16 protein-coding genes are annotated in these 20,447 nt (G+C 73.1%); 8 read left to right on the top strand and 8 right to left on the bottom strand.

Annotation, left to right across the window (positions count from 1 at the left end; genetic code table 11):
• Nucleotides 1-159 precede the first annotated feature (159 nt).
• Nucleotides 160-951 carry an OmpA/MotB family protein gene (locus tag WME76_RS48345; protein ID WP_437962982.1) on the top strand — a complete coding sequence of 264 codons (792 nt, stop codon included), beginning with the start codon at nt 160-162 and terminating at the stop codon, nt 949-951.
• Here the strand turns inward: WME76_RS48345 and WME76_RS48340 are convergent.
• From WME76_RS48340 to WME76_RS48325, 4 genes are all read right to left on the bottom strand, one after another.
• Nucleotides 934-3,072 (bottom strand): hybrid sensor histidine kinase/response regulator, encoded by a 2,139-nt coding sequence (locus tag WME76_RS48340; RefSeq protein WP_437962981.1) that lies wholly within the window; start codon nt 3,070-3,072, stop codon nt 934-936. The two genes, WME76_RS48345 and WME76_RS48340, sit on opposite strands and share 18 nt — an antisense overlap.
• Nucleotides 3,056-4,624: a methyl-accepting chemotaxis protein gene (locus tag WME76_RS48335; RefSeq protein WP_437962980.1), complete on the bottom strand. Its 1,569-nt coding sequence runs from the start codon at nt 4,622-4,624 to the stop codon at nt 3,056-3,058. Before WME76_RS48335 ends, WME76_RS48340 begins: the two co-directional genes overlap by 17 nt.
• Nucleotides 4,625-4,695: 71 nt before the next feature.
• On the bottom strand, nt 4,696-5,274 hold the full coding sequence (locus tag WME76_RS48330; RefSeq protein WP_437962979.1) for a YfiR family protein: 579 nt from the start codon (nt 5,272-5,274) through the stop codon (nt 4,696-4,698).
• 27 nt (nt 5,275-5,301) lie between these two features.
• Nucleotides 5,302-5,661 carry a response regulator gene (locus WME76_RS48325; RefSeq protein WP_061618894.1) on the bottom strand — a complete coding sequence of 120 codons (360 nt, stop codon included), beginning with the start codon at nt 5,659-5,661 and terminating at the stop codon, nt 5,302-5,304.
• Here WME76_RS48325 and WME76_RS48320 point away from each other — a divergent pair.
• Entirely contained in the window at nt 5,651-5,791 is a 141-nt protein-coding gene (locus WME76_RS48320; protein ID WP_437962978.1) for a hypothetical protein, read from the top strand. The genes WME76_RS48325 and WME76_RS48320 overlap by 11 nt on opposite strands.
• Before the next feature lie 4 nt (nt 5,792-5,795).
• On the opposite strand, the gene WME76_RS48315 is transcribed toward WME76_RS48320, so the two are convergent.
• On the bottom strand, nt 5,796-6,299 hold the full coding sequence (locus WME76_RS48315) for a chemotaxis protein CheW (RefSeq protein WP_437962977.1): 504 nt from the start codon (nt 6,297-6,299) through the stop codon (nt 5,796-5,798).
• Between the two features lie 790 nt (nt 6,300-7,089).
• Nucleotides 7,090-9,465, bottom strand: coding sequence for a hypothetical protein (locus tag WME76_RS48310; RefSeq protein WP_437962976.1), 2,376 nt, complete (start codon nt 9,463-9,465; stop codon nt 7,090-7,092).
• 86 nt (nt 9,466-9,551) lie between these two features.
• Between WME76_RS48310 and trmB the strand changes: the two genes are divergently transcribed.
• From trmB to WME76_RS48290, 4 genes are all read left to right on the top strand, one after another.
• Nucleotides 9,552-10,220: a tRNA (guanine(46)-N(7))-methyltransferase TrmB gene (gene trmB / locus WME76_RS48305; protein WP_437962975.1), complete on the top strand. Its 669-nt coding sequence runs from the start codon at nt 9,552-9,554 to the stop codon at nt 10,218-10,220.
• 63 nt (nt 10,221-10,283) lie between these two features.
• Nucleotides 10,284-11,258 carry a quinone oxidoreductase family protein gene (locus WME76_RS48300; RefSeq protein ID WP_437962974.1) on the top strand — a complete coding sequence of 325 codons (975 nt, stop codon included), beginning with the start codon at nt 10,284-10,286 and terminating at the stop codon, nt 11,256-11,258.
• A 127-nt stretch (nt 11,259-11,385) separates the two neighbouring features.
• Nucleotides 11,386-11,868, top strand: coding sequence for an SRPBCC family protein (locus WME76_RS48295; protein WP_437962973.1), 483 nt, complete (start codon nt 11,386-11,388; stop codon nt 11,866-11,868).
• Between the two features lie 218 nt (nt 11,869-12,086).
• Nucleotides 12,087-13,004, top strand: coding sequence for a DMT family transporter (locus WME76_RS48290; RefSeq protein WP_437962972.1), 918 nt, complete (start codon nt 12,087-12,089; stop codon nt 13,002-13,004).
• Between the two features lie 45 nt (nt 13,005-13,049).
• Here the strand turns inward: WME76_RS48290 and WME76_RS48285 are convergent, their stop codons facing one another.
• On the bottom strand, nt 13,050-14,534 hold the full coding sequence (locus tag WME76_RS48285; RefSeq protein ID WP_437962971.1) for an aryl-sulfate sulfotransferase: 1,485 nt from the start codon (nt 14,532-14,534) through the stop codon (nt 13,050-13,052).
• 520 nt (nt 14,535-15,054) lie between these two features.
• Here WME76_RS48285 and WME76_RS48280 point away from each other — a divergent pair.
• Together WME76_RS48280 and WME76_RS48275 are read left to right on the top strand one after the other, a co-directional pair.
• The gene (locus tag WME76_RS48280; RefSeq protein WP_437962970.1) at nt 15,055-16,647 is read left to right on the top strand and encodes a right-handed parallel beta-helix repeat-containing protein; all 1,593 of its coding nucleotides are present in this window, start codon (nt 15,055-15,057) and stop codon (nt 16,645-16,647) included.
• 195 nt (nt 16,648-16,842) lie between these two features.
• Nucleotides 16,843-19,116, top strand: a complete 2,274-nt coding sequence (locus WME76_RS48275) for a M48 family metalloprotease (RefSeq protein WP_437962969.1) — start codon at nt 16,843-16,845, stop codon at nt 19,114-19,116.
• Nucleotides 19,117-19,144: 28 nt separating this feature from the next.
• Here WME76_RS48275 and WME76_RS48270 read toward each other — a convergent pair whose 3' ends face one another.
• The gene (locus WME76_RS48270; RefSeq protein WP_437962968.1) at nt 19,145-20,425 is read right to left on the bottom strand and encodes an AgmX/PglI C-terminal domain-containing protein; all 1,281 of its coding nucleotides are present in this window, start codon (nt 20,423-20,425) and stop codon (nt 19,145-19,147) included.
• Between the last annotated feature and the right edge of the window lie 22 nt (nt 20,426-20,447).

Below are 20,447 nucleotides of genomic sequence, written 5' to 3'. Positions count from 1 at the left end.
GCCACGACACGAGCGCACCTGTACACACCGACCTGAGACGCGGCGTTCTTTCGAGGTAGTGCGGATTTTTGCAGCGCCTGACGCGCGCTCCGTGGCGCTGGCGAGATCGTCGCCATGTAGGTATTCTCGCCCGCGGCGGAGCGGACCATGGAGGAATTCATGAGCACGGGACATGAGGGGATCGCGGCCGGCAACAGCGCTGGATCCTCCAGCTTCTCGCGCTGGGTCCGGGCGATCACGGCGCTCCTCCTCGTCGCGAGCGCGACGTTCGTGGCGGCATATTACGTTCCGCTCCGCCGCGCACACATGCTCTTGATTCAGGAGCAGCAAAAGTCGGTCCAGAAGGCCAGAGAGCTCGAGCAGACACTGGGCCAGGTGCGCGGGGAGCTCCAGGCCAAGGCCGCCGAGTTCGACAAGGTCGAGGCGGAGCGGCAGCAGGCGGCGGCCGCGAAGCGATCGGGGCTCGAGCGGGCCGAGCAGCTCAAGGCCGAGGTCGCGGGGAAGCTCGACAAGCAGGTCAAGAAAGGGGTCGCCGCGGTCGCCGTCGCCGACGGCCATGCGTTCGTCGTGCTCTCCGAGAGCGCGGTGTTCCTCCCCAGCACGGTCGACGTGAGCCCGCAGGGGCAAGGCCTCCTGTGCCAGGTATCGGCCGCGCTGTCCGCGAGCGTCGGTCAGGCGCCGCTGCGCGTCGGCGCCGTCAGCGGCCCTCCGGACTCGGTGCCGCCCGCCTTGCAGGCCGCCTATCCGACGCCGTGGGAGCTCTCCGCGGTCCGGGCGGCGACCGTCGCGCAAGCCCTCCAGGACAAGTGCGCGGTGGCAGGAGCCCGGCTGTCGGCGGTCGGGCACGCCGAGCACGACCCCGCGGCCGCCGCGCTCGGCGAGACCAAGCTGCCCCCGGGGCGCGTCGAGATCTCCATCGCGCTGCCGGCCGCCTCACCCGCGGACAAGTGACGCGACGATCCGGCGCAGCTCCTCCTCGACGAACCGCTGCTTCGACAGCACCGCCCGCACGCCGAGCCCGCGCAGCGCGGCCTCGCTCTGCTCCTGCGCCGCCGTCGTCAGCACCACGACCGGCACCCGGGCGAGCCCTGGCGAGCGCCTGAGCTCCGCCACCATCTCCAGGCCGCTCATGTAGGGCATCTCCAGGTCGGTCAGCACCACGTCGGGCGGCGTCGCCCGCGCGCGCGCGAGCCCCTCCCGGCCGTCGCTCGCCTCCTCCACGCGCAGCCCGATCGACCGCAGGATGCCGCAGAGCAGCTCCCGCGCGACGGGCGCGTCCTCCACGACAAGCGCGAGCGGCTCCCGCGTCGGCTCGGCGGCCGCGGCGAGGGGCGCCTCCCGGGGCGGCTGCCGGGCCCACGCGAACACCCGCTCCACGTCGAGCAGCAGCAGCGCCTCGCCGTCCGCCGTCGGCGCGACGGCGCGCACGAGCGGCGAGGTGACCGGCAGCTCCTCCGAGCGCACGAGCGAGACCAGCCGCGGGTTCTCGTAGCCGTCCACGCTCACCGCGAACAGGCCCGCGGCGTGGTGCAGCACGAGCGCCGCGTCCCCCGGCGCGGGCTGGCCCCCGTCGCCGAGCACGGCCGCGAGCGAGAACAGCGGCACGAGCTCCGCGCCGGGCTCGCCGGTCACGCGCACGCGCGCCCCCTCCGGGGTGTGCAGCGCGTCCTCGAGGAGCACGACCGAGTGCACGGCGTGCGTCGGCACCGCGCACCGGAAGCGCCCGCTCGAGACCGGGACCACCTCCTCGCCGTGCAGGCTCGTCGGCAGGACGAGGAGCATCGTCGTCCCGAGCCCTGGCCTCGAGTCGACCCGGACCTGCCCGCCGAGCGCGCCGATCTCCCGCGCCACGACGTCGAGCCCGACGCCCCGACCCGAGATCGCCCCGACGCTGCGGCTCGTCGTGAGCCCGTGCGCGAACAGGTACGGGATCAGCTCGGCGTCGTCGAGCGACGCGACGTCCGGGACCGACGGCGCGAGCACCTCGCGCAGCCGCGCGAAGTCGACGCCGCCGCCGTCGTCCTTCACCTCGACCCGCACCGACGCGTCGGTCTGGGCCACGGTCACCGCCACCGTGCCGCGCGCGGGCTTGCCGCGGCGCGCGCGGACGTCGGCCGGCTCGATCCCGTGGTCGACGGCGTTGCGCACGAGGTGGAGCAGGGCCGGCTCGAGGCGGCGCTCCACCCGCGCGTCGAGGAGCCCCGTCCCCTCGACCCGCGCCTCGACGTCCTTGCCCAGCATGCGCGCCGCGCTCCGGGCCGCGAGCGACACCTGGTTCAGCAGGCGCTCGGTGCGCACGACCGACGCCGCGCGGACCACCTCGTCGAGCTCGCCGAGCGCGCGCCCGACCGCGAAATCGTTGCTCGACCAGTCCGCCCGGACGGCCCCGAGCGCCCGCTCGATCTCGGCGCCGTAGCCGAGCGTCTTCGTGATGCGCTCCGCGACGCGGTCCACATCCGCCCCTCGGGGGTCGATCTCGAGCAGCAGCGCGCGCAGCATGCGCTGGGCCTCGCGGAGCCTGCGCTGGAGGACCTCCCGCTCGCCGTGCAGCCGCTGCAGCTCCCGCGAGAGCGCCCCGACGGCCCCCGCGTCGAGGACCGGGGGCGACGCGGCCGCCGCGTCGAGGACCGGGGGCGGCGCGGCGCTCCCTGCCGCGCGGCCCGGCGGCGACCCGGGCTCCTCGGCGGACGGGCCCCCGCCCACGAGCGCCGCGCGCGCGGCGCGGAGCGTCTCCCGCACGCCCTCGAGGTCGGGCGCGGCGTCCTCGCCTGCGCTCGCGGACAGGATCCCGAGCGCCTCCAGCGCGCCGAGGAGGCTGTCGCCCGTGAGCTGCGTCGGGCGCCCGCCGCCCCGCAGCGCGTCGATGACGCTCTCCGCCAGCTCGGCCAGGTCGCCCCACGGGAGCAGCTCGAGCATGTGCGCCTCGCCCTTGAGCGTGTGCAGGAGGCGGCGCAGCACCGGCAGGTTGCCGCCCTGGCCGTGCTCGTAGCCGAGCCAGAGGTCGGTCGCCTCGGCGACGCGGTCCGGCATGGCCCGGTGGAACGCGGCGACGAGGTCAGCCCGGCTCCTCATCCGTCTCCGCGGCCGCCGGCCCGTCGCCCTTCGCCCCGGCGGGCTTCACCCGGAAGGCCCTCGCGGCCGCCTTGAGCGCGCGCGAGAGCTGGAGCAGCGACTCGGCCGAGCGCGTCGCCTCCGCGCTGCTCGTCAGCGTGTCGTTCACCGCGCCGACGATGTCGACGATCGCCGTCTTCACCCGCGCCGTCCCCTCGCGCTGGTGGTCGACCGCGTCCGAGATCTTCGCGGCGGCGGCCGCGGTGTCGCGGGCCAGCTTGATCCCGTCCTCGGTCGCGAGCACCGACGCGTGGGAGGCCGCGCGCATGTCCGCCACGAGCTTCCTGATGTCGCGCACCGAGTCCATGACGTGCTCGGACATCCGGCGCATCTCCGCGGCCACCAGCGAGAACCCGCGCCCCACCTCGCCGGCCTTCGTGCCCTCGAGCGCCGCGTTGAGCGCGAGCAGGTCGGACTTGTCGGCGATGCTCTGGATCAGCGACAGGATCTCGCCGATCCGGCCCGAGTGGGCGCTGACGAGGCGCGTCTGCTCCGCCGTGTGCTGGACGCTGACGAGGCTCCGCTGCGCCGTCTCGCGCACGGTGGCCGCGTCCTTCGCGATGTGGTCCGCGCTCGCGGTCAGGGCCTCCACGGTCCGCCGGATCTCCTCGAGCGCCGCGTTCTGCTGGCCGGCGGTCGTCTCCTGCTCGCGCACCGACGAGAACATCCCGGCGGCGGCCGACGCGACCTCGGCCGACGTGTCGCCGACGCGCGTGGCGAGCGCCTCGAGGCGCGTCACCATGGCCCGGAACGCGGCGAACAGCTCCCCGTCGCCGGTGATCGTGCAGGCGAAATCGCCGCCCGCGACGCGCGTCGCCGTCTCCTGGAGCTCGCGGAGCTGGGTGTTCATCCGCTCGAACGCGCTCGCCATCTCCCCGAGCTCGTCGTCGGAGATCCGGAGGGACAGCCGCGCCGACACGTCGCCGCGGGCGATGCGATCGGCCGCCTCCTTGATGTGCGCCATCGAGCGGGTCATGCGCGCCGAGACGACCCACGCGAGGCCCAGGCCGAGCAGCACGACCCCGGCCGACTGCAGGGCCATGGTCCTGCGCGAGTCGGCGCGCCGCTGCGCGATCCGGTCGCTGCGCAGCCCGACGGCCAGCGTACCGAGCGGGCGATCGCCGCTCCGCGAGCGGATCGGGGCCTCGCTGACGACGACGCTGTCGTCGCCGCCGCGGGGGGCGCCCTGCGCGATCCCGGGCGCCTGCACCGCGCCCACCCCGGCGACGCGATCGCCCTTCGCGTCGTACACGGCGACCCAGCTCACCAGCGGATCGGTCATCGCGGTGCGCAGGGTGTCCGGGAAGGTCTCCGGCGGCTGCTCGAGGTCCATGGCCACGCCGATGGGCTCCTTGAGCATCGTGGCCAGGATGCCGGCGCGCTCGCGCAGCTCGGCCTCGCTCGCCCGCGCGGTGCGGTCGGGGATCAGCCACAGATCCAGCGCCGACAGCGCGATGGCCACCGACGCGACGAGGGCAGCGATCTTCCAGCGGATGGATCGAAAATTGAACATGAAGTGGGCATGAGTTGAAAATGAATTGAACATGAGTCGATGAATCCCGCGGCGTCGATGCGCCGAGGGCCTCAGTCGACGATGCGGGCGAGCCGGAGGAGCTGCGGGTCGAAGCGGAGGCCGACGGCGTTGGCGTGCTTCACGTTCAGCAGGAGCTCGGGCTTGGCGCCGGCCAGCCCCACGGCGACGGCGCAGCCGCGCTTCGTGTCGTCGCCGTCGCCGCACACGACGATGCGGACCACGGCGCCCTCGCGCGGCGGGATGTCCGGGATCGCCGCGGCCAGCCCGCGCGCCACATAGACCACCTCGGCGCCGCCGGCGCGCAGCGCCTCCGCGAGCTGGGCCTTCGAGGTGTACGTCACGCGCTGCACGGTCGCCGGCCGCCTGGCCACGGTGGTCTTCGCCGCCAGCTTCGACAGCACGGTCGCCATCGCGCTCGCGTCCTCCGCGCTCTCGCCCGACTCCCCCCCGACGACGGCGAGCACGGCGGTGCCCGTCCGGCTCGTGAACCCGCTCTCGTAGCCGAGCGACCGCAGGAGGATGGCCCCCCTCAGCTCGTAGGGGACCGGGGGGGCAGCGTGGGTCTCCGCGCTCGCGGTGATGAGGAGCGCCAGGGCCGCGAGCGCTCGAATCGCAGCCGCCGGAGACACCGTGTTTCCCTGCCAGGCCTTCAACCGTCACCGCTCCCTGGCGGCGAGCCGCTTGACGAGGGCCGGCAGGCGATCGAGGTGCCGCTTCGACAGGACCGCGTCCGCCTGGACCTCGAGCTGCAGTTGCTCGAGCTCCCGCTCGGAGTGCCCTGACATCAGGATGACGCTGAGGTGCCCGAGCCGCTGGTTCTTCCGGAACAGGGTGAGCAGCCGGTCCCCGCGGATGGTGGGCATGAAGATATCGACGACGACGACGCGCGCGTGATGCCGCACGATCGCCTGCGTCGCGCCGATGGGCGACGGGAGCGCCACGACATGAAAGCCGGCCGCGCGCAGCACGCGGGACGCCTCTTCTCGTGCGATCTCGCTGTCGTCGATGACGAGCACAGGCGCGCTCGGCGAGGCGCTCAGCGGCGTCCGCGACGCGGGCGACGCGCTCAGCGGCGCGCCCGCCTCGTCGACGGGCAGCTCGTTCAGCGGCCTGGCCCTCGACACGGCCGACCGGGAGCTCGGCTGATCGCTCATCGCCCCGACCCGGCGGCCCGCGCCTCGCGCGGCGCGACGACCGGCTGCGGGGCGCCCTCGGCAGCGTCGAGCAGGTGGGTCACGTCGAGGAAGGTGACTGTCCCCTCGCTCGTGTCGACGACGGCGCCCGGCGAGAGCTCCCCGAACACCTGGACCGCGGGCACACACCGCGTCTTGCCCGCGGGCAATCCCAGGTAGCCGCGCGGCGTCCGGCAGACGACGATCCGGAGCGGCGCGGCCGGTCCCGCGAGCGCCGAGACGATCACGATGATCCTCCCCCGGTCCTGGAGGATGCCGAGCACCCGCGGACCCACGCGGGGCAGCGGCGCGGGAGCGCGCCACGCGATGACCTCTTCCACCTGCTGCGCCCGCAGCGCGAAGGTCACCCGCCCCAGATCGAAGAGCAGGAGGTCGAGAGCGGCCGTCTCTCGCGGGCCCTTGTCCGCGGCGTCGCCGTGCAGGTCGAGCGGTGCTTGAAGCTGAACGAGCGCTTCAGACAAGGTTTCCTGGATTTATCACAATGGTTGAGTCCGGGTAGGTGCTTTCGTAACGGGTGACACCGAATCAGGAGAATACTTACCTCACCTGCGACATGGCTCCGCCATTGTGGGGTGCTCCGGCCGCGCGATTGATGCATTGCGACAGACGGCCAGCCTGCCGCCGCGGGGGCGCGGGCGCCGGGTGTGCTGTCCGTTGCGCCACGGGCGCGGAGCCGCTCCGCGTGGAGGTGCTTCGCGTGTATTTGTCGAGAACCATTGGACTTGATTGCCTCCGTGGCGAGGCGGCAGCGCTGTCCGTCCCGCGGGCGCCTACCTCTCCACAGGTCCTGCGCGTGCCGGCGCCAGCCCTTCTGTCGCGGGCGCTCCGGACGGGCTCAATCGCTCACCTCCACCGAGGTGCCGACCTGCGGGCGCCCTGAGGCATGCCCTTACATTCTTCGGAAAGTTCACAGGGAGGCGGGGAGGCGGGGAGATAAATCTTCAATTACTCCCCGTCTCCCCGCCTCCCTGTTCAATTTCTCCGCTGAAAAGGGCTGCAACATGAGGGGATCCTCGGGCGGGCGACCGGTCGTGAGGTGGATGTGGGCCGTGCTGCTCCGGGGCGGTGGCTTCTCTCCCTCGTTGTCGGAGAGAGCGATCTGCGTTGTGCTTCTGCCGTCGTGCACGACGAGCGTCGTGGCGCTGTCGTCGATGAGGATCCCGCGCGCCGAGGAGGGGCGGTGTTGCCGGGCGGGTGGGCGCGATCTCGCGGGGGATCCGGGCTTCCGGGGGCGCCGCGCGGCGTCCGGCGTCACCGCCCGGTGATCCAGTAATGGAAGGCGTGGAATCCGGAGCCGCGCCGCAGGGTGATCGCGATCGGGGTGGGGCCCGCCAGGCGCGCGGCAGGGAGGGGCAGCGCCCGCTCGACCCAGGGGCCGCCGGGCACATCGACGGTCCCGACCTCCTCGCCGGCCACGGAGACCGCGAGCTCGGCGCGCTCGTCCGAGGCCACGCGGAGCACGAGGCGCGCCTCGGACGGGGGCGCGACGAGGTGGACCGTGAAGCGGTCGGCGGTCCGGTGGTACCGGCCGCCGTCGGCGATCTCCGGGCGCGTGGGGTCGGGCTCTCCGGGCGCGCTGCTCTCGGGCGCCTCGAGGGAGATGGCCGCGTTGCGCAGGTCCGCGAGCGGCTCGAGCGCGTAGGCGTGGGCGGCCTCGGACTCGAGGTCCGAGACGTCGAGCTCGTCGAGGATCCGCTCGCCGGGCACGGCCCGCACGGGCAGCGCCCCGGAGCCGAGGAGGTCCCAGCGCGCCTCGTAGGCCACCATGGTCGTGCCGCCGAGGATCGCCTGGTCCTCGACGGTGGCCGCGATGAGCTCGCGGCCGAGCACCGGCGGGCACGCCATCCAGTGCGGGTAGACGATGAAGTGCGTCGGCCGGCGATCGGGGGGCAGCTTCTCGTAGTGCTCGAACCTGGAGCCCGCGCCCGCGACCCAGTAGCGCGCCTCGCCCTCGGTCGTCAGGCCGACGACGTCGAAGGTCCTGCGGCCGCTGAAGTACGCGAGCGCGCCGGTGTCGTTGACGCCGATCCTGGCGTCCTCGGGCAGGTGCTGCGCGGCCCAGCGGCCGAGCCATACCTGCTGTCGATCGATGGCGCGCGCGGAGTTCGCGAGGTCCGCCACGGCCCACGGGATCCGCGCGGCGAGGGCGCCCGCGAAGGCGCCGGCGACGAGCGGCGTCACGTGGTGGATGGGGCGCCGGAGCCGCCGGGCGGCGTCGCCGAGCTCGCGCGCGAGGCACGCGGCCATGACGATCCCCGCCGGGGCGAACGGCCAGACGTAGCGTACGCGGTTCCAGAGGAAGCTCAGGTAAGTGCAGGGCAGCAGCGCGCCGAGCGCGAGGGCGACCACGACGGCGGCGTGCACGGGGCGGCCCCTGCGGTACGCCGCCACGACGAGCGCGACGGCGCCGAGGGCGAGGACGGCGGCGGAGCCCTCGGGGAGGAAGACGGCCGTCCACTGGCCGCCGTCGATGACGTCGGTGACGAGCAGCCGGAGGTTGTTGAGGATGGCCGCCCGGAGCGTCGCGCCGTCGTAGCTGGGGTTGCCGATCAGCCACTTGACGGCGGTCGTCGACGAGGTCGGGTGGCCGGCGAGGAGCTGGTTCAGCGCGGGGACGACGAGCGGTCCGAGGAGCGGCACGAGGGCGAGCAGGCGCCCGGCGAGGAGGCGGGAGGCGGCTGCGCGGGCGCGGAGCGGCAGGCTCGAGGGGGCGGGGGAGGACGCGGGCGATGGAGGCGACGGGCGCGGCGCCGAGGTGGCGAGCGCGACCGCCGCGAGCAGGGAGGCGAGCGCGCCCTCGGGGCGGAACAGCGGCGCCGCGAAGCCGGCGAGCGCGAGGGCGCGGGCGACGGAGGCGGGCTGCGCCGGGGCGGGGCGTGGCTGCGCGGGGGCTGGCTGGTTTGAGGCGGGGGCGCCGCCGTCCTGCGCGGGATCGGCGCTGTCGCCGGCGGGCTCCGGCGGCGCGGGCTCGCAGAGGGCGGCCGCGAGGCGGGCCGTGCGGGTGAGGATCCAGGCGAACGCGACCGTCTCCATCCCGCTCCAGGCGAACCAGGCGAACGCCGCGAACCCGGCGCACATCGCGCCCGCGCCGGCGGCCGCCGCGGGGCCGGCGAGGGGGCGCGCGAGGCGCGCGGTCTCGACGGCGAGCGCCGCGTGGAACACGACCCCGAGCGCCCAGGTGGCGTGGACGAGCGACAGGTCGCGCAGGCCGAGCGCGTGGAACGGGGCGAGCAGGACGGGCCAGAGCAGGCTGGTGGCGCCGGTCGAGTATCCATCGCCGGCGACGAAGCTGAAGAAGCCGCCCTCCGCGAGCCGGCGGGCGTACTGCATGTGGATGAACGCATCGTCGAGCGGCACGGCCGGGCCCCCGGCCTGCGCGACGACGGCCCGGATGCAGAGCGCGCCCAGGGCGCCGCTCGCGATGAGCGCGGGCGCGTAGGGCGAGGCGCGCGCGGCGAGTGCGCGCAGCCGCGAGGGGGCGGCGGAGGGCGCGGGCGCGGCCGGGGCGAGCGGCGTGGAGGGCGCCGCCGCCGGACCTGCGGCGCCGGGCCGCGATGCTGGAGCAGCGGCGCCCGCGGCGCCGGACTGCGACGCTGGACGCGCTGCGCCGTGATCACCTTCCGCCATGGGGCCGGACGAATACCACCACCCCGCCCCGGGGCCGCGATTTCCCGCGCGTGAGCGGCCGGCATTTGGTAGAGCGCCGGGGCTCCATGGTCTTCCAGCCGCGCCCGAACCACCCCTACGCCGACGCGCCTCGCTTCCCCGACGGCGACGACGTGTCCATCGACGACCTGATCCCCGGCGCCGGCCCCGTCGAGATCGAGATCGGCCCCGGCCGGGGCGGCTTCCTGTTCGAGCGCGCCGCGGCGAGCCCGGAGGCGCGGCTGCTCGGGCTCGAGATCCGCCTGAAGTGGTCCGCCATCGTCGACGAGCGCCTGCGGAAGAGCGGGCTCGGCGGCCGCGTGCGGGCGCTCAACGCCGACGCGCGCGAGGCGCTCGCGCGGCTCCGGCCCGACGCGTCGATCGCGCGGTTCTTCCTGCACTTCCCGGATCCGTGGTGGAAGAAGCGCCACGAGAAGCGCCTCGTGATGGGCCCGGGGCTGCTCGACAGCCTCGCGCGCCTGCTCGTGGACGGCGGCGAGCTCTACGTCCAGACCGACGTCGAGGAGCGCGCCGCGCTCTACGCCGAGCAGATCGGCGCGCACCCCGCCTTCGAGCCCGCCGGCGACGCGCCCGGCTCGCCGCTCCTCGGCGAGAACCCCTACGGCGCCCGGAGCCCCCGCGAGCACCACGCGATCGCCGACGGGCTGCCGGTGAGCCGGCTGCGCTACAGGCGCCGGCCGCGCGCGGCGGGTGGCGCGCCTCCGGACAACGGATAGGCTCTCTCCGGCAGCGGCCGGGCGAAGCGCGCCGCGCAGGCCACCAACCTGAGGAGGTCAGCCATGGAACAACCGATGCGGAGCACGATGCGAGCCATTGCGCTGGACCGGTTCGGCGGTCCCGAGGCGCTTCAGCTACGGACCCTCCCCGTGCCGACCGTCGGGCCGGACGAGGTCCTCGTCCGCGTGGAGGTCGCGGGCGTGGGCGAGTGGGACCCGTTCGAGCGCGAGGGGGGATATGCCCGGATGCTCGGGCTCACGCCGCAGTTCCCCTATGTGCTCGGCTCGGAGGGCGCGGGGAAGGTCGTGGCGGTGGGGGAGCAAGTCCGTCGCTTCCGCGAGGGCGACCCGGTGTACGCCCTCGGCTTTCTCAACCCCAGAGGCGGATTCTACGCCGAGTACGCCGCGGTGAACGCCGATCTGGTCTCGGCGATCCCCGGCGCGTTGACCGTCGATCAAGCGGGGGTGATGGGCGGGGTTGGCATCACCGCCCTGCGCGGCCTGGACGACACGCTGGGTGTGAAGCAGGGCGAGTCGGTGATGATCTTCGGCGCGAGCGGCGGTGTCGGGCACATGGCGGTGCAGCTCGCCAGGCGGATGGGCGCCAGGGTGTTCGCCGTGGCCTCGGGCGACGACGGCGTGGCGCTGGCCGAGCGGCTGGGCGCCGACGCCGTCGTCGACGGGCGCAAGGACGACGTGCTGGCGGCCGCCCGGGCGTTCGCGCCCGGCGGGCTCGACGCCGCCCTGCTCACCGCGGGCGGCGAGGCGGCCGAGACGGCGCTGCGCGCGCTGCGCGACGGCGGGCGCGTGGCCTACCCCGGCGGCGTCCAGCCCGAGCCCCAGGGCCGCCCGGCCCTCGTGCGCAGCAGCTACAACGGCGAGCCTGACGCGGAGATCATCGGGCGCCTGAACCGCCTGATCGAGCGCGGCCCGTTCGAGGTCCACATCGCCCGGACGTTCCCCCTCGCCCGGGCCGCCGAAGCCCACCTCGCGCTCGGCGGCCACTACCTTGGCAAGCTCGCCCTCCGGGTGGATTGATCGGGCGGCGCCGCGTGGAAGCGGCACGCCTGCGTGCTCTCTGTGTTATGGCCTGGCGGTTCGCTCGCACCGACGCACTCATTGGAGTGCGGCCTGCTCCAGGTGTTTGCTGCTGAAAGGAACCGACATGGACAATCTCCAGCTCACGCAGGTGCCGATCGTGAAGACCGGGATGCTCATCCGCAGGCCTGTCGCGGAGGTGTTCGAGGCCTTCATCGACCCCGAGATCACGACGAAGTTCTGGTTCACCAGGGGCAGCGGGCGGCTCGAGGCAGGCAAGCAGGTCCAGTGGGACTGGGAGATGTACGGCGCCTCGGCCCCTGTGGACGTGAAGGTCGTCGAGCCGTGCAAGCGCATCGTCATCGAGTGGCCGGGAGACAACGGCCTCACCACGGTCGAGTGGCTCTTCACGCCCCGGGAGGACGGCTCGACGTTCGTCAGCATCACGAACACCGGATTCACCGGCGACGGGGACTCGCTCGTACGGCAAGCCACCGACTCGACGCAAGGGTTCTCGCTGGTGCTCGCGGGACTCAAGGCGCTCCTCGAGCACGACGTCAGGCTGAACCTCGTGGGCGACCGTTACCCCGCAGGCCTCGAAGAGCACTGACCCGGCGGCGCGCCGAGCTGCTCCCGAGGTGCGCCGGCAGGGCCGTCGGCGCGGGGGAAGCGCGGGAGCCAGACGTCTGGCTGTCCGTGGCCAGACGTCTGGCTCTCGGGCGGGACGTGCTCTTCGCCCCCCGCCAAGCTAGCTTCGCTCCCCCGGAGGCTCCTCCTCGTACCTCCCGTCCCATGGCGCCCCCGGGAGAACGAGAAACCCCGACCTCCATGCGCTCCGCCTGGCTCCCCCGCGCCGCCCTGATCGTGGCGATGGTCCTCTGGGGCTCCTCGTTCGCGGCCCAGAAGTACGCGTTGCTCGCCTTCTCGCCGATGGAGATGAACTTCGGCCGCATGGCCGTGGCGAGCGCCTGCTTCGCCGTGCTGCTCCCGAAGCTCAACGGCGTCCGCCAGCACTACCTCCCCGGCGACTGGTGGAGGCTGCTGCTGCTCGCGCTGTTCGAGCCGTGCCTCTACTTCGTCTTCGAGGCCTGGGCGCTCACGAAGACGAGCGCCTCGCAGGCCGGCATGATCGTGGCCCTGATGCCGCTCCTGATCGCCCTGGTCGCGCGGCTCACCCTGAAGGAGACGCTGCCCCCGCGCATGGTGCCAGGGTTCTCGGTCTCCATCGCCGGAGCGGTCTGGCTCTCGGCCGCGGGGCAGGCCACCGGGCTCGCGCCGGAGCCCGCGCTGGGCAACCTCCTCGAGCTCGTCGCCGTGGTCTTCGCCACCGGATACACGATCTCGAGCAGGCAGCTCGCCCCGCGTTATCCGCCGCTCTTCCTGACCGCGGTGCAGGCGCTCGTCGGCGCCCTCTTCTTCCTGCCCCTCATGCTGATCACGAGAGGCGCGGGCGTCGTCGAGCTCTCCCTCGCCAACAGGCCGCTCCTGGCCGTGCTCTATCTCGGCGTGTTCGTGTCGCTCGGCGCCTATGCCCTCTACAACTACGCGCTGAGCAAGGTGTCGGCGGTCCGCGCGGCGCCCCTCATCAACCTCATTCCGGTCTTCTCCCTCATCGTGGGGCGCGTCTTCCTCGGCGAGGAGCTCACCCCCGGCCAGTACGCCGCCTCGTGCCTCGTCCTCGTCGGCGTCCTCATCGCCCAGAGCGCCCCCGGGGACGCCGCGACCCGCTCGCCCGGCAGCGCGTGACGGCGCCCGTGCCGATCGACGGCCACGACGTCACCGGGCCCTCGCTCACGCGCGTGTCGTCCCGCTCCCCTCGGCAGGCGCGACGCAGAAGTCGGCCTCGGCGGCGTAGCCCTGGGCGTCCCGGAGCTCGACCACCCGGTCGCGGCCGAGGGGCGCCGCGCCCGGGACGCGGAAGGTGGTGATATCGAGCCGCGGCACCGGCGCCTCGCGCGGCGCCGGGAGCTGGGGAACCCAGGCGTACGGCGCGCGGTAGGCCCGGTAAACCAGGTTCAGGCTGAGCGGCGGTTTGCGCCAGTAAGGGCTGATGTACTCCCAGACGATCTCGTGCCCCGGGGTGACCTCGAAGATGCGGCCATCGGACCCCTCGGTGATGAGCGTGTTGCCGTTGGGCAGCCGCTGCGCGCTGCTGATGAAGGGGCTGTAGAAGCGCGACGCGTCGAGGGGCATCACGAAGCCCGCCTCCCTGGGCGTGTACTGCCAGCGGATCTCCAGCGTGATGGGGTCGATCTCCAGCACCCGCGAGTGGTCGCGCAGGGCCGTCTTGAGCCCCCTCGGCGCGCCGGGGTTGGGGGCGCCGTAGCCGGCCCAACCCCCGTTGTCGAAGACGAGGAGATTGCCCTCGCCGGGCAGCCCGCGCGGGATGATGTGCGCGTGGTGCTGGCCGATGATCCAGCCGAGCCGGCGCTCGGCGTCGTTGCCGTCGTACCGCGGGCCGAGCTTCCACACGATCCGCCCTGTCTTCTTCTCGACGATGGCGATGATGTTCGCCTCGCGCGCGTCCCAGATCAGGTTGTCGGGGTGAAAGCGCTGGTCGCCGGCGTCATACCACCGGTTCGGCCCGAGCAGCGACAGCGAGTTGATGTGCAGCCAGTCGCCCACCCCCGAGGCCCCGGGGGTCGCGCCGAGGGCCCCCGCGCCCGGCGCGCGCAGGTTCGGATCGCGGCGCAGCGCCGCGCGCGCGGCGTCGTCGAAGCCGAGCTCCTCGACGTGCTCGTGGGCGCGCCACTGCCACACGATGTTCCCCTTCCAGTCCACCTCGATGATCTTGTCGTCGAGCAGCGGGTGCTCGGAGATCGCGATGTTCCGCACGTTCTCGTGCACGAGCAGGAAGGTGCTCCCCCGGTCGACGAGCGGCTCCTGGCCGGGCGCGTAATACCCGACCGGGTTGCCCTGCCGCTGGAAATCGTGGTGCTGGCGCGCGAACCAGCGCGGCGCCTCGCCGGGATCGTGGATGTGCTCGAGGCGATCGAAGCGCCACACCACGTTGCCTTCCCAGTCGACCTGCACGAGGTCGATCTGATCCTGCGTCCCGTGCTGCGGATTGCGCTCACCGGTGCTGCCGAACACCTGACCGCCGGGCAGGAGCTTGGTCGGAAACCCGTGCAGCCCTCTCCAGAGCTGCACCTCGCGACCGTTCATGTCGATGAGCAGCGCGCCGAGGCCCGCGGCCTGGAAGATCGTGTAACCGTTCCAGCTTCGATCAGGGTCATAGAGGGTGACCCCGGTGGGGTAGATGGTCGGATGGCCCATGGGCTTCGCGTCTCCGGTCGTCGGTGGCGGCCCGGCGCTCGACGTGGCGCGCGTGGCGCGCGTGGCGTGCGTCGCTCGCGTCCTCTGCGTTGGCCGCGTCGTCCGCGCGCCCATGTCATTGCATGGGACGTACCAGCGGTGGACAGCGCGCGAAGGCGCTGCGCCGAGCGCCGCGGCGCGACGCTGCTGCGCTGGGAGCAGCCGGGCAGCAGCGGAGCTCGCCAGCGCGCACGGCGGACGCAGGCGGGCCACCCCAGGGCGCGGAGATGCGCCGCAGATTGACCTCCTCCACGCGCTCCACGCCGTGATCCGACAGCGCCTCGGCCGAGGCCGGTGCGCCACATCCTCCCACCTGAAATAGACAATCCACCATCACGGCGGCGTCCGCTCGCATGACAATCGACGTGAGCGTGTCATCTTGCCTCACCGCAAGGGGCTCACGTTCTGCATGTAAAATTCCAGTGAAGCTTTGGCAGTGTAAAAATTCAGTGGAGCTTGCGATTCCGAGGAGGACGCCTCTATGAGAGCTCGAGCTTGGTTGACGGGGTTGCTCCTCGTCGTGGGCTGCAACGGCGAGATCGGTGAGACGATGCCTGAGGGCGCCGAGCAGGTCCCCGATGGCACGACGCCCGCCGCTGACGGCGCCGCGCCCGTCCCTGGTGGCGCCGCGCCCGTCCCTGGCCCCGTCAACACCCCTCCGGTACAGGCCGCTTGCACCCACGTCGGGAGCGGCAAGGATTACCAGGTCGGCCCCGGCAAGGAGTTCGCTTCGATCGGTGATGTGCCGCTCGAGTCGCTCGTGGCCGGCGACACGGTGCGCATCTTCTGGCGCGCCGAGGGGTACCACGAGAAGATCATGATCGGAGGGCAGGGGACCGCGGAGCAGCCGATCCGGGTCTGCGGCGTCCCGGGGCCCGGCGGCGAGCTGCCGGTGATCGACGGCGAGGACGCCACCACCCGACCCGAGCTCGATTTCCCGTTCGACGGCCACCAGGTGAGGGGGCTCGTTGTCATCGGGCACAAGCACGACGACCCCTACGATCTCCAGCCCAGCCACATCACGATCGAAGGGCTCGAGATCAGGAACGCGTCTCCCCCCTTCCGCTTCACCGACAAGGCGGGCGCGGTGACGCCCTACGCGCGCAACGCCGCCGGCATCTTCGTCGAGCGCGGCGAGCACGTGACGATCCGCGCCTGCGAGGTCCACGACAACGCCAACGGCCTCTTCATCGGCACGGGCGGCGCGGAGATCCGCACGAAGGACGTGCTCATCGAGTCGAACCACATCCACGACAACGGCAGCGAGACCGATTTCACCGAGCACAACGTCTACAACGAGGCGTCGAACGTCGTTTACCAGTTCAACCGCTTCGGCCCCACGCGCGGCGGACAGGGCAACAACATCAAGGAGCGCTCGGCCGGCGTCGTGATCCGGTACAACTGGATCGAGGACGGCGCCCACCTGATCGACCTCGTGGACGCGCAGGAGGCGACCGACTCGGTCGACATGCCGTCGTTCCACGAGACGTTCGTCTACGGCAACGTGCTCCTGCGCACCGGCTACGGGCCCTCGATGGTCCACTACGGCGGGGACAGCGGGCAGACCGAGTATTACCGGAAGGGCACGCTCCACTTCTTCTCCAACACCGTCTTCGTCGACAACGCGACGTACCGGGACTACGAGCGCTCTGCGGTGTTCGAGGCGTCCACCATGGACGAGCGGATCGACGCCCGGAACAACGTGTTCGCGAGCAGCCAGGAGCCGACGGACATCCGCGCGATCACCTTCCTCGGGGACCGCGACAACGTGGCCGCCGGGACCCTCGTCCTCGCCGGGAACTGGGTCATGCAGGGGTGGACGGCGTTCGACCCGGTCCCGGGCGCGCGGCTGCTCGGGAAGGTGAACGGCCTGGAGAGCTCGATCATCGGGCTCGATCCGGCGTTCGCCTCGGCGGAAGCCCGCGACTTCGCGCCGGCGAGCGGCGGCCCGCTCGTCGGCGCCGGCGCGGCGCTCGACGGCCTCCCGGCGGTCGATCACCAGTACTCGCCGCACCAGCAGGCCACGCCGCGCAACGACGGCCAGAAGCTCACGATCGGCGCATTCGGGCTGTGACCTTGACGGCGGCGGCCGAGCATCGCGCGCGCGATGCGCGATGCCGGGACCGCCGCGCCGTCCGGGGATCAAGGCGCCGCCGGCTGGCCCGCCGCGGCGGTCGCGCGGCTCGCAAGCGTAGAGTTTACCGCTACTTGCGCGCAGCGCCGCGGGCGCCCGTGACGGGCATGGGGCCTGTCGTGGTATCGTGGCGTGATGGTGGAAGCGAATGACTCCAAGGATCATGACGAGCTCCCATCGACGCCGCAGGAGGGGGAAACGGGGGACGCGGCCCCCAGGAAGAAGCGCGACGTCTATCCCGTCGGGCCGGCCGGAGATCTGCCGCCCGTCCAGGTCACGCCCGGGTACAGGCTCCGGGTCGTCCTCGTGCTCGCCTCGCTGCTCACCTTCGTTGCGCTCTACCTCGCGCTGCTCGCCGCCTCGGGCTACCTCGTCTACCTCACGCTCTTCGAGATGGCGTGGCTGCCCGGCAAAGGGATCATCCTCAACCTCGGCGCGGTCGCGGCGAGCGGGATGCTGTTCCTCTTCCTGCTGAAGGGCCTCTTCCACAACCGCCCGTTCTCGTCGGAGGGCCTCGTCGAGGTGACGGAGGCCGACCAGCCGCGGCTCTTCGCCTTCCTCCGCCGGCTCTGCGAGGACGCGGGCAGCCGCCTCCCGGGCAAGGTCTATCTCTCGCACGACGTGAACGCGGCGGTGTCCTATCCGCAGTCGCTCCTCAGCCTGATCTGGCCTGTTCGCAAGAACCTCGTCATCGGGCTCGGCCTCGTGTCGGCCCTCGACCTCTCGGAGCTCAAGGCCGTGCTGGCCCACGAGTTCGGGCACTTCTCGCAGGCGAGCATGAAGCTCGGCCAGTATGTGTACGTCGCGAACGGCGTCGTCGCAGACATCGTGTTCGGCCGCGACGCGTGGGACAGAGCGCTCAATCAATGGCGGGGCGTGGACATCCGGCTGAGCTTCCCCGCCTGGATCCTGAGCGGCATCGTGTGGGTGCTGCGCAAGCTGCTCGAGCTCGTCTTCCGGGGGATCAACCTCGCGAACCTGTCGCTGGCGCGTCAGATGGAGTTCAACGCCGACCTCCACGCCGTGCGCATCGCGGGCAGCGACGCGATCGTCTCCGGGCTGTGGAAGGCGGAGCGGGCGGCGCTCGCCTACCGCGACGCGCTGGGCGGCCTCGCGAGCGTCGCCGAGCACGGCAAGTACTCCGAGGACGTGTTCGCGCAGGTGGAGCGATCGCTGACCCAGCTCGACGCGCGGCTCGGCAAGGCGCCCGGCGCCCGGGAGCGCCTCGGGCCGATCCTCGCGCGGTACGAGCGGGGGCCGACGCTGCACTTCGCGAGCCCCGCGGAGCGGGTGAGCTCGCTCTGGGCGACCCACCCGCCGAACCACGAGCGCGAGGCGAACGCGAAGCGCGTGTACGTCGCCGCGCCGGAGGACAGGCGCCCGGCGTTCTCGCTGTTCGTGGAGCGCAAGGCGCTGCGCAGGAAGATGTCGCGCGCCGTGTACGAGGCGCTCGGGCGGAAGGCCCGCGAGCTGCTCCCGGCCGAGGAGATCGCCGCGCTCATCGAGGAGGAGCGCGGCGAGATGCGCCAGGCGGAGCACTACCACGGCCTCTACGAGAACCGCGTGCTGGACCCCGGCGACCTCGACGCCGCCGCGGCCGCGATCGACGCCGAGGCGGCGAGCGGCGCGCTCGATCGCGGCGCGCTGCGCGCCGCCGTGCTGCCGTTCACCGGCGACGCGCTGAAGGAGCGCATGGCGCGCGTGGACGCGCTCCGCGGCGAGAGCGAGCTCATCGAGGCGCTGTCGGCCGACCGCGTCCGGCTGAAGGGCAAGACCGCCGAGTTCCGCGGCGCGCAGCGCACCCGGGACGGGATCATCGCGCTCTCCGGGGAGGTCCAGCGCGAGCTCAGGGCGGAGCTCGCGGCGCTCCAGGGGGCGGATCAGGCGTTCTTCCGCCACGTCTACGCCTGCTCGGCGGACGACCCGGAGGCGAGGGCCGAGCTCCTCCAGCGCTACCGGTTCCTCCTCGTGATCCAGAGGCTCGTCGTGAAGCACAACGCGCTCGACGAGGCGCTCGAGGGCGCGCTCCAGGGGCTCCGGGGGGGCACCGAGCTGTCCGAGCACGAGTTCCGCGGCCTCGCGGAGGTCCTCTCCGCGGCGCGCGCCGCCCTCGAGGAGACGTTGCGGGCGACGAAGCCGCTCGTCCCGCCGAAGCTCGCGCTGCTCCAGCGCGGTACGCTGCTCCACCGCTTCCTGCTGCCCGAGGCGCTCGTCGCGCCGCTCGAGGGGGGCGGCATCTCCGGGGCGTGGATCAACGAGCTCATGCAGCAGCACACGGGCGCGCTCGGCCGGCTGCGGAAGCTGCACTTCAAGAACCTGGGGCAGCTCCTCGCGCTGACGGAGCGGCTCGACCCCACGCTGTTCCCCGGGCAAGCGCCGTCCGGGGAGGCGGGCGGGAGCGCGGCCTGACGCGCCCGCCGGGCTGGCCGAGGCGCGCTCAGTCGCCGGGGGAGAACTCGATCGGATAGACGACCGTGGTTTTCTTCCCGATACCCGGGAACGTCAGCGCGCTCGTCGCGGCCACCATGCACCGCTCCAGGGTCGCGTCGCGCAGCGTCGACTTGGCCGTATCGACCGCGGCGTCGGCCACCGTCCCGTCGCCCAGGATCGCGAACGTGAGCGGGATCGACCCCGCCGCGGCCGGGCTCCGCGCGAGGAGCTCCTCGTAGCAGACCCGGTAGCGCCCGAACGAGCCCCGCACCACGGCCTGGATCTCGGCCGGCGTGAGGCCGTCCGGCAGCGGCACCGCGACCGGCCCGGCGGGCAGCTCGTGCATCGCGGCGAGCGCCTCCTCGACCACGGGGAGCTGCGCCTGGCGCGGCGCGGCGATCAGGATCGCCGGCGGCGCCCCGCCGCGCTCGCGCACCGCGATGAGCCCCTCGCCCTTCTCGAGCCGCGCGACGATGTCCGCCGTGGGCAGGGGCAGATCCGCGTCGTACCGCGCGGGGATGCGCTGGTTGCCGAGGTCGAAGTAGAAGACCGCGAGGCTCGACCCGAGCAGCGGCCGGGACGCCGGGATCTGAGCCCAGCCGTCGGTCCCGTGGGACATGTTGTTGATCGCCACCTGGTCGTCGCAGCGCGGGCAGGCTTCCCGCCGGATCGCGCGGATCGCGCGCGCGACAGCGAAGGTCCCGAGCCGCTCGCTCACCTCCCGGCTCCCGCCGAACGCGAGCACGGTGACCGTGAGCTCCCGGGGGCCCGACTCCGGCACGGGGAAATACCGCGCGAGCGCGCGGGCGAACGGCGACGCCCGCTCCGGGCCGGACGGCTCCTCCGGCAGCGGCTTCTCCTCGCTCCCGGTGACGAGGAGGCGCAGCCGCCGCTCGGCGGCTCTCTGGAGCGGCCAGGGCTCGCCGACGACGTGGTCGCCGAGGAGCGACTCCACGGCGGCGATCGCGGCCTCCTGGTCGCCCTCCGCCTCGAGCACCCGGCTCATCGCGAGCCTCGCCTGGTCGCGCTGATCCGGCGTCACCGACGGCTCGGCGAGCACGTCGGAGAGCGCCCGCCGCGCGGCGGCGATCTCCCGGCCCGCGTCGAGCCTGCGCTCGGCCTGCTCGATCGCGAGCGAGATGTCGGGCCGCCTGTCCGCGCCGTCGACGAGGTCGACGCGCGCCTCGGCGCCCGGCGCGGCGGTCTCCGGCCCTTCCGTGCACGAGGCCAGCGAGAGCAGTCCAGCGGCGATGACGGCGGCGACGGCGGGGTGATGGATGATGTTCATGGCGATCCTCGTCCTCCTGCGC

It is taken from the genome of Sorangium sp. So ce119, assembly GCF_051524405.1.
GTDB classification, from domain to species: Bacteria; Myxococcota_A; Polyangia; order Polyangiales; family Polyangiaceae; genus Sorangium; species Sorangium cellulosum_G.
The sequence above is the reverse complement of the archived record's forward strand: the minus strand, read 5'-3'. Positions and strand labels throughout refer to the sequence as shown.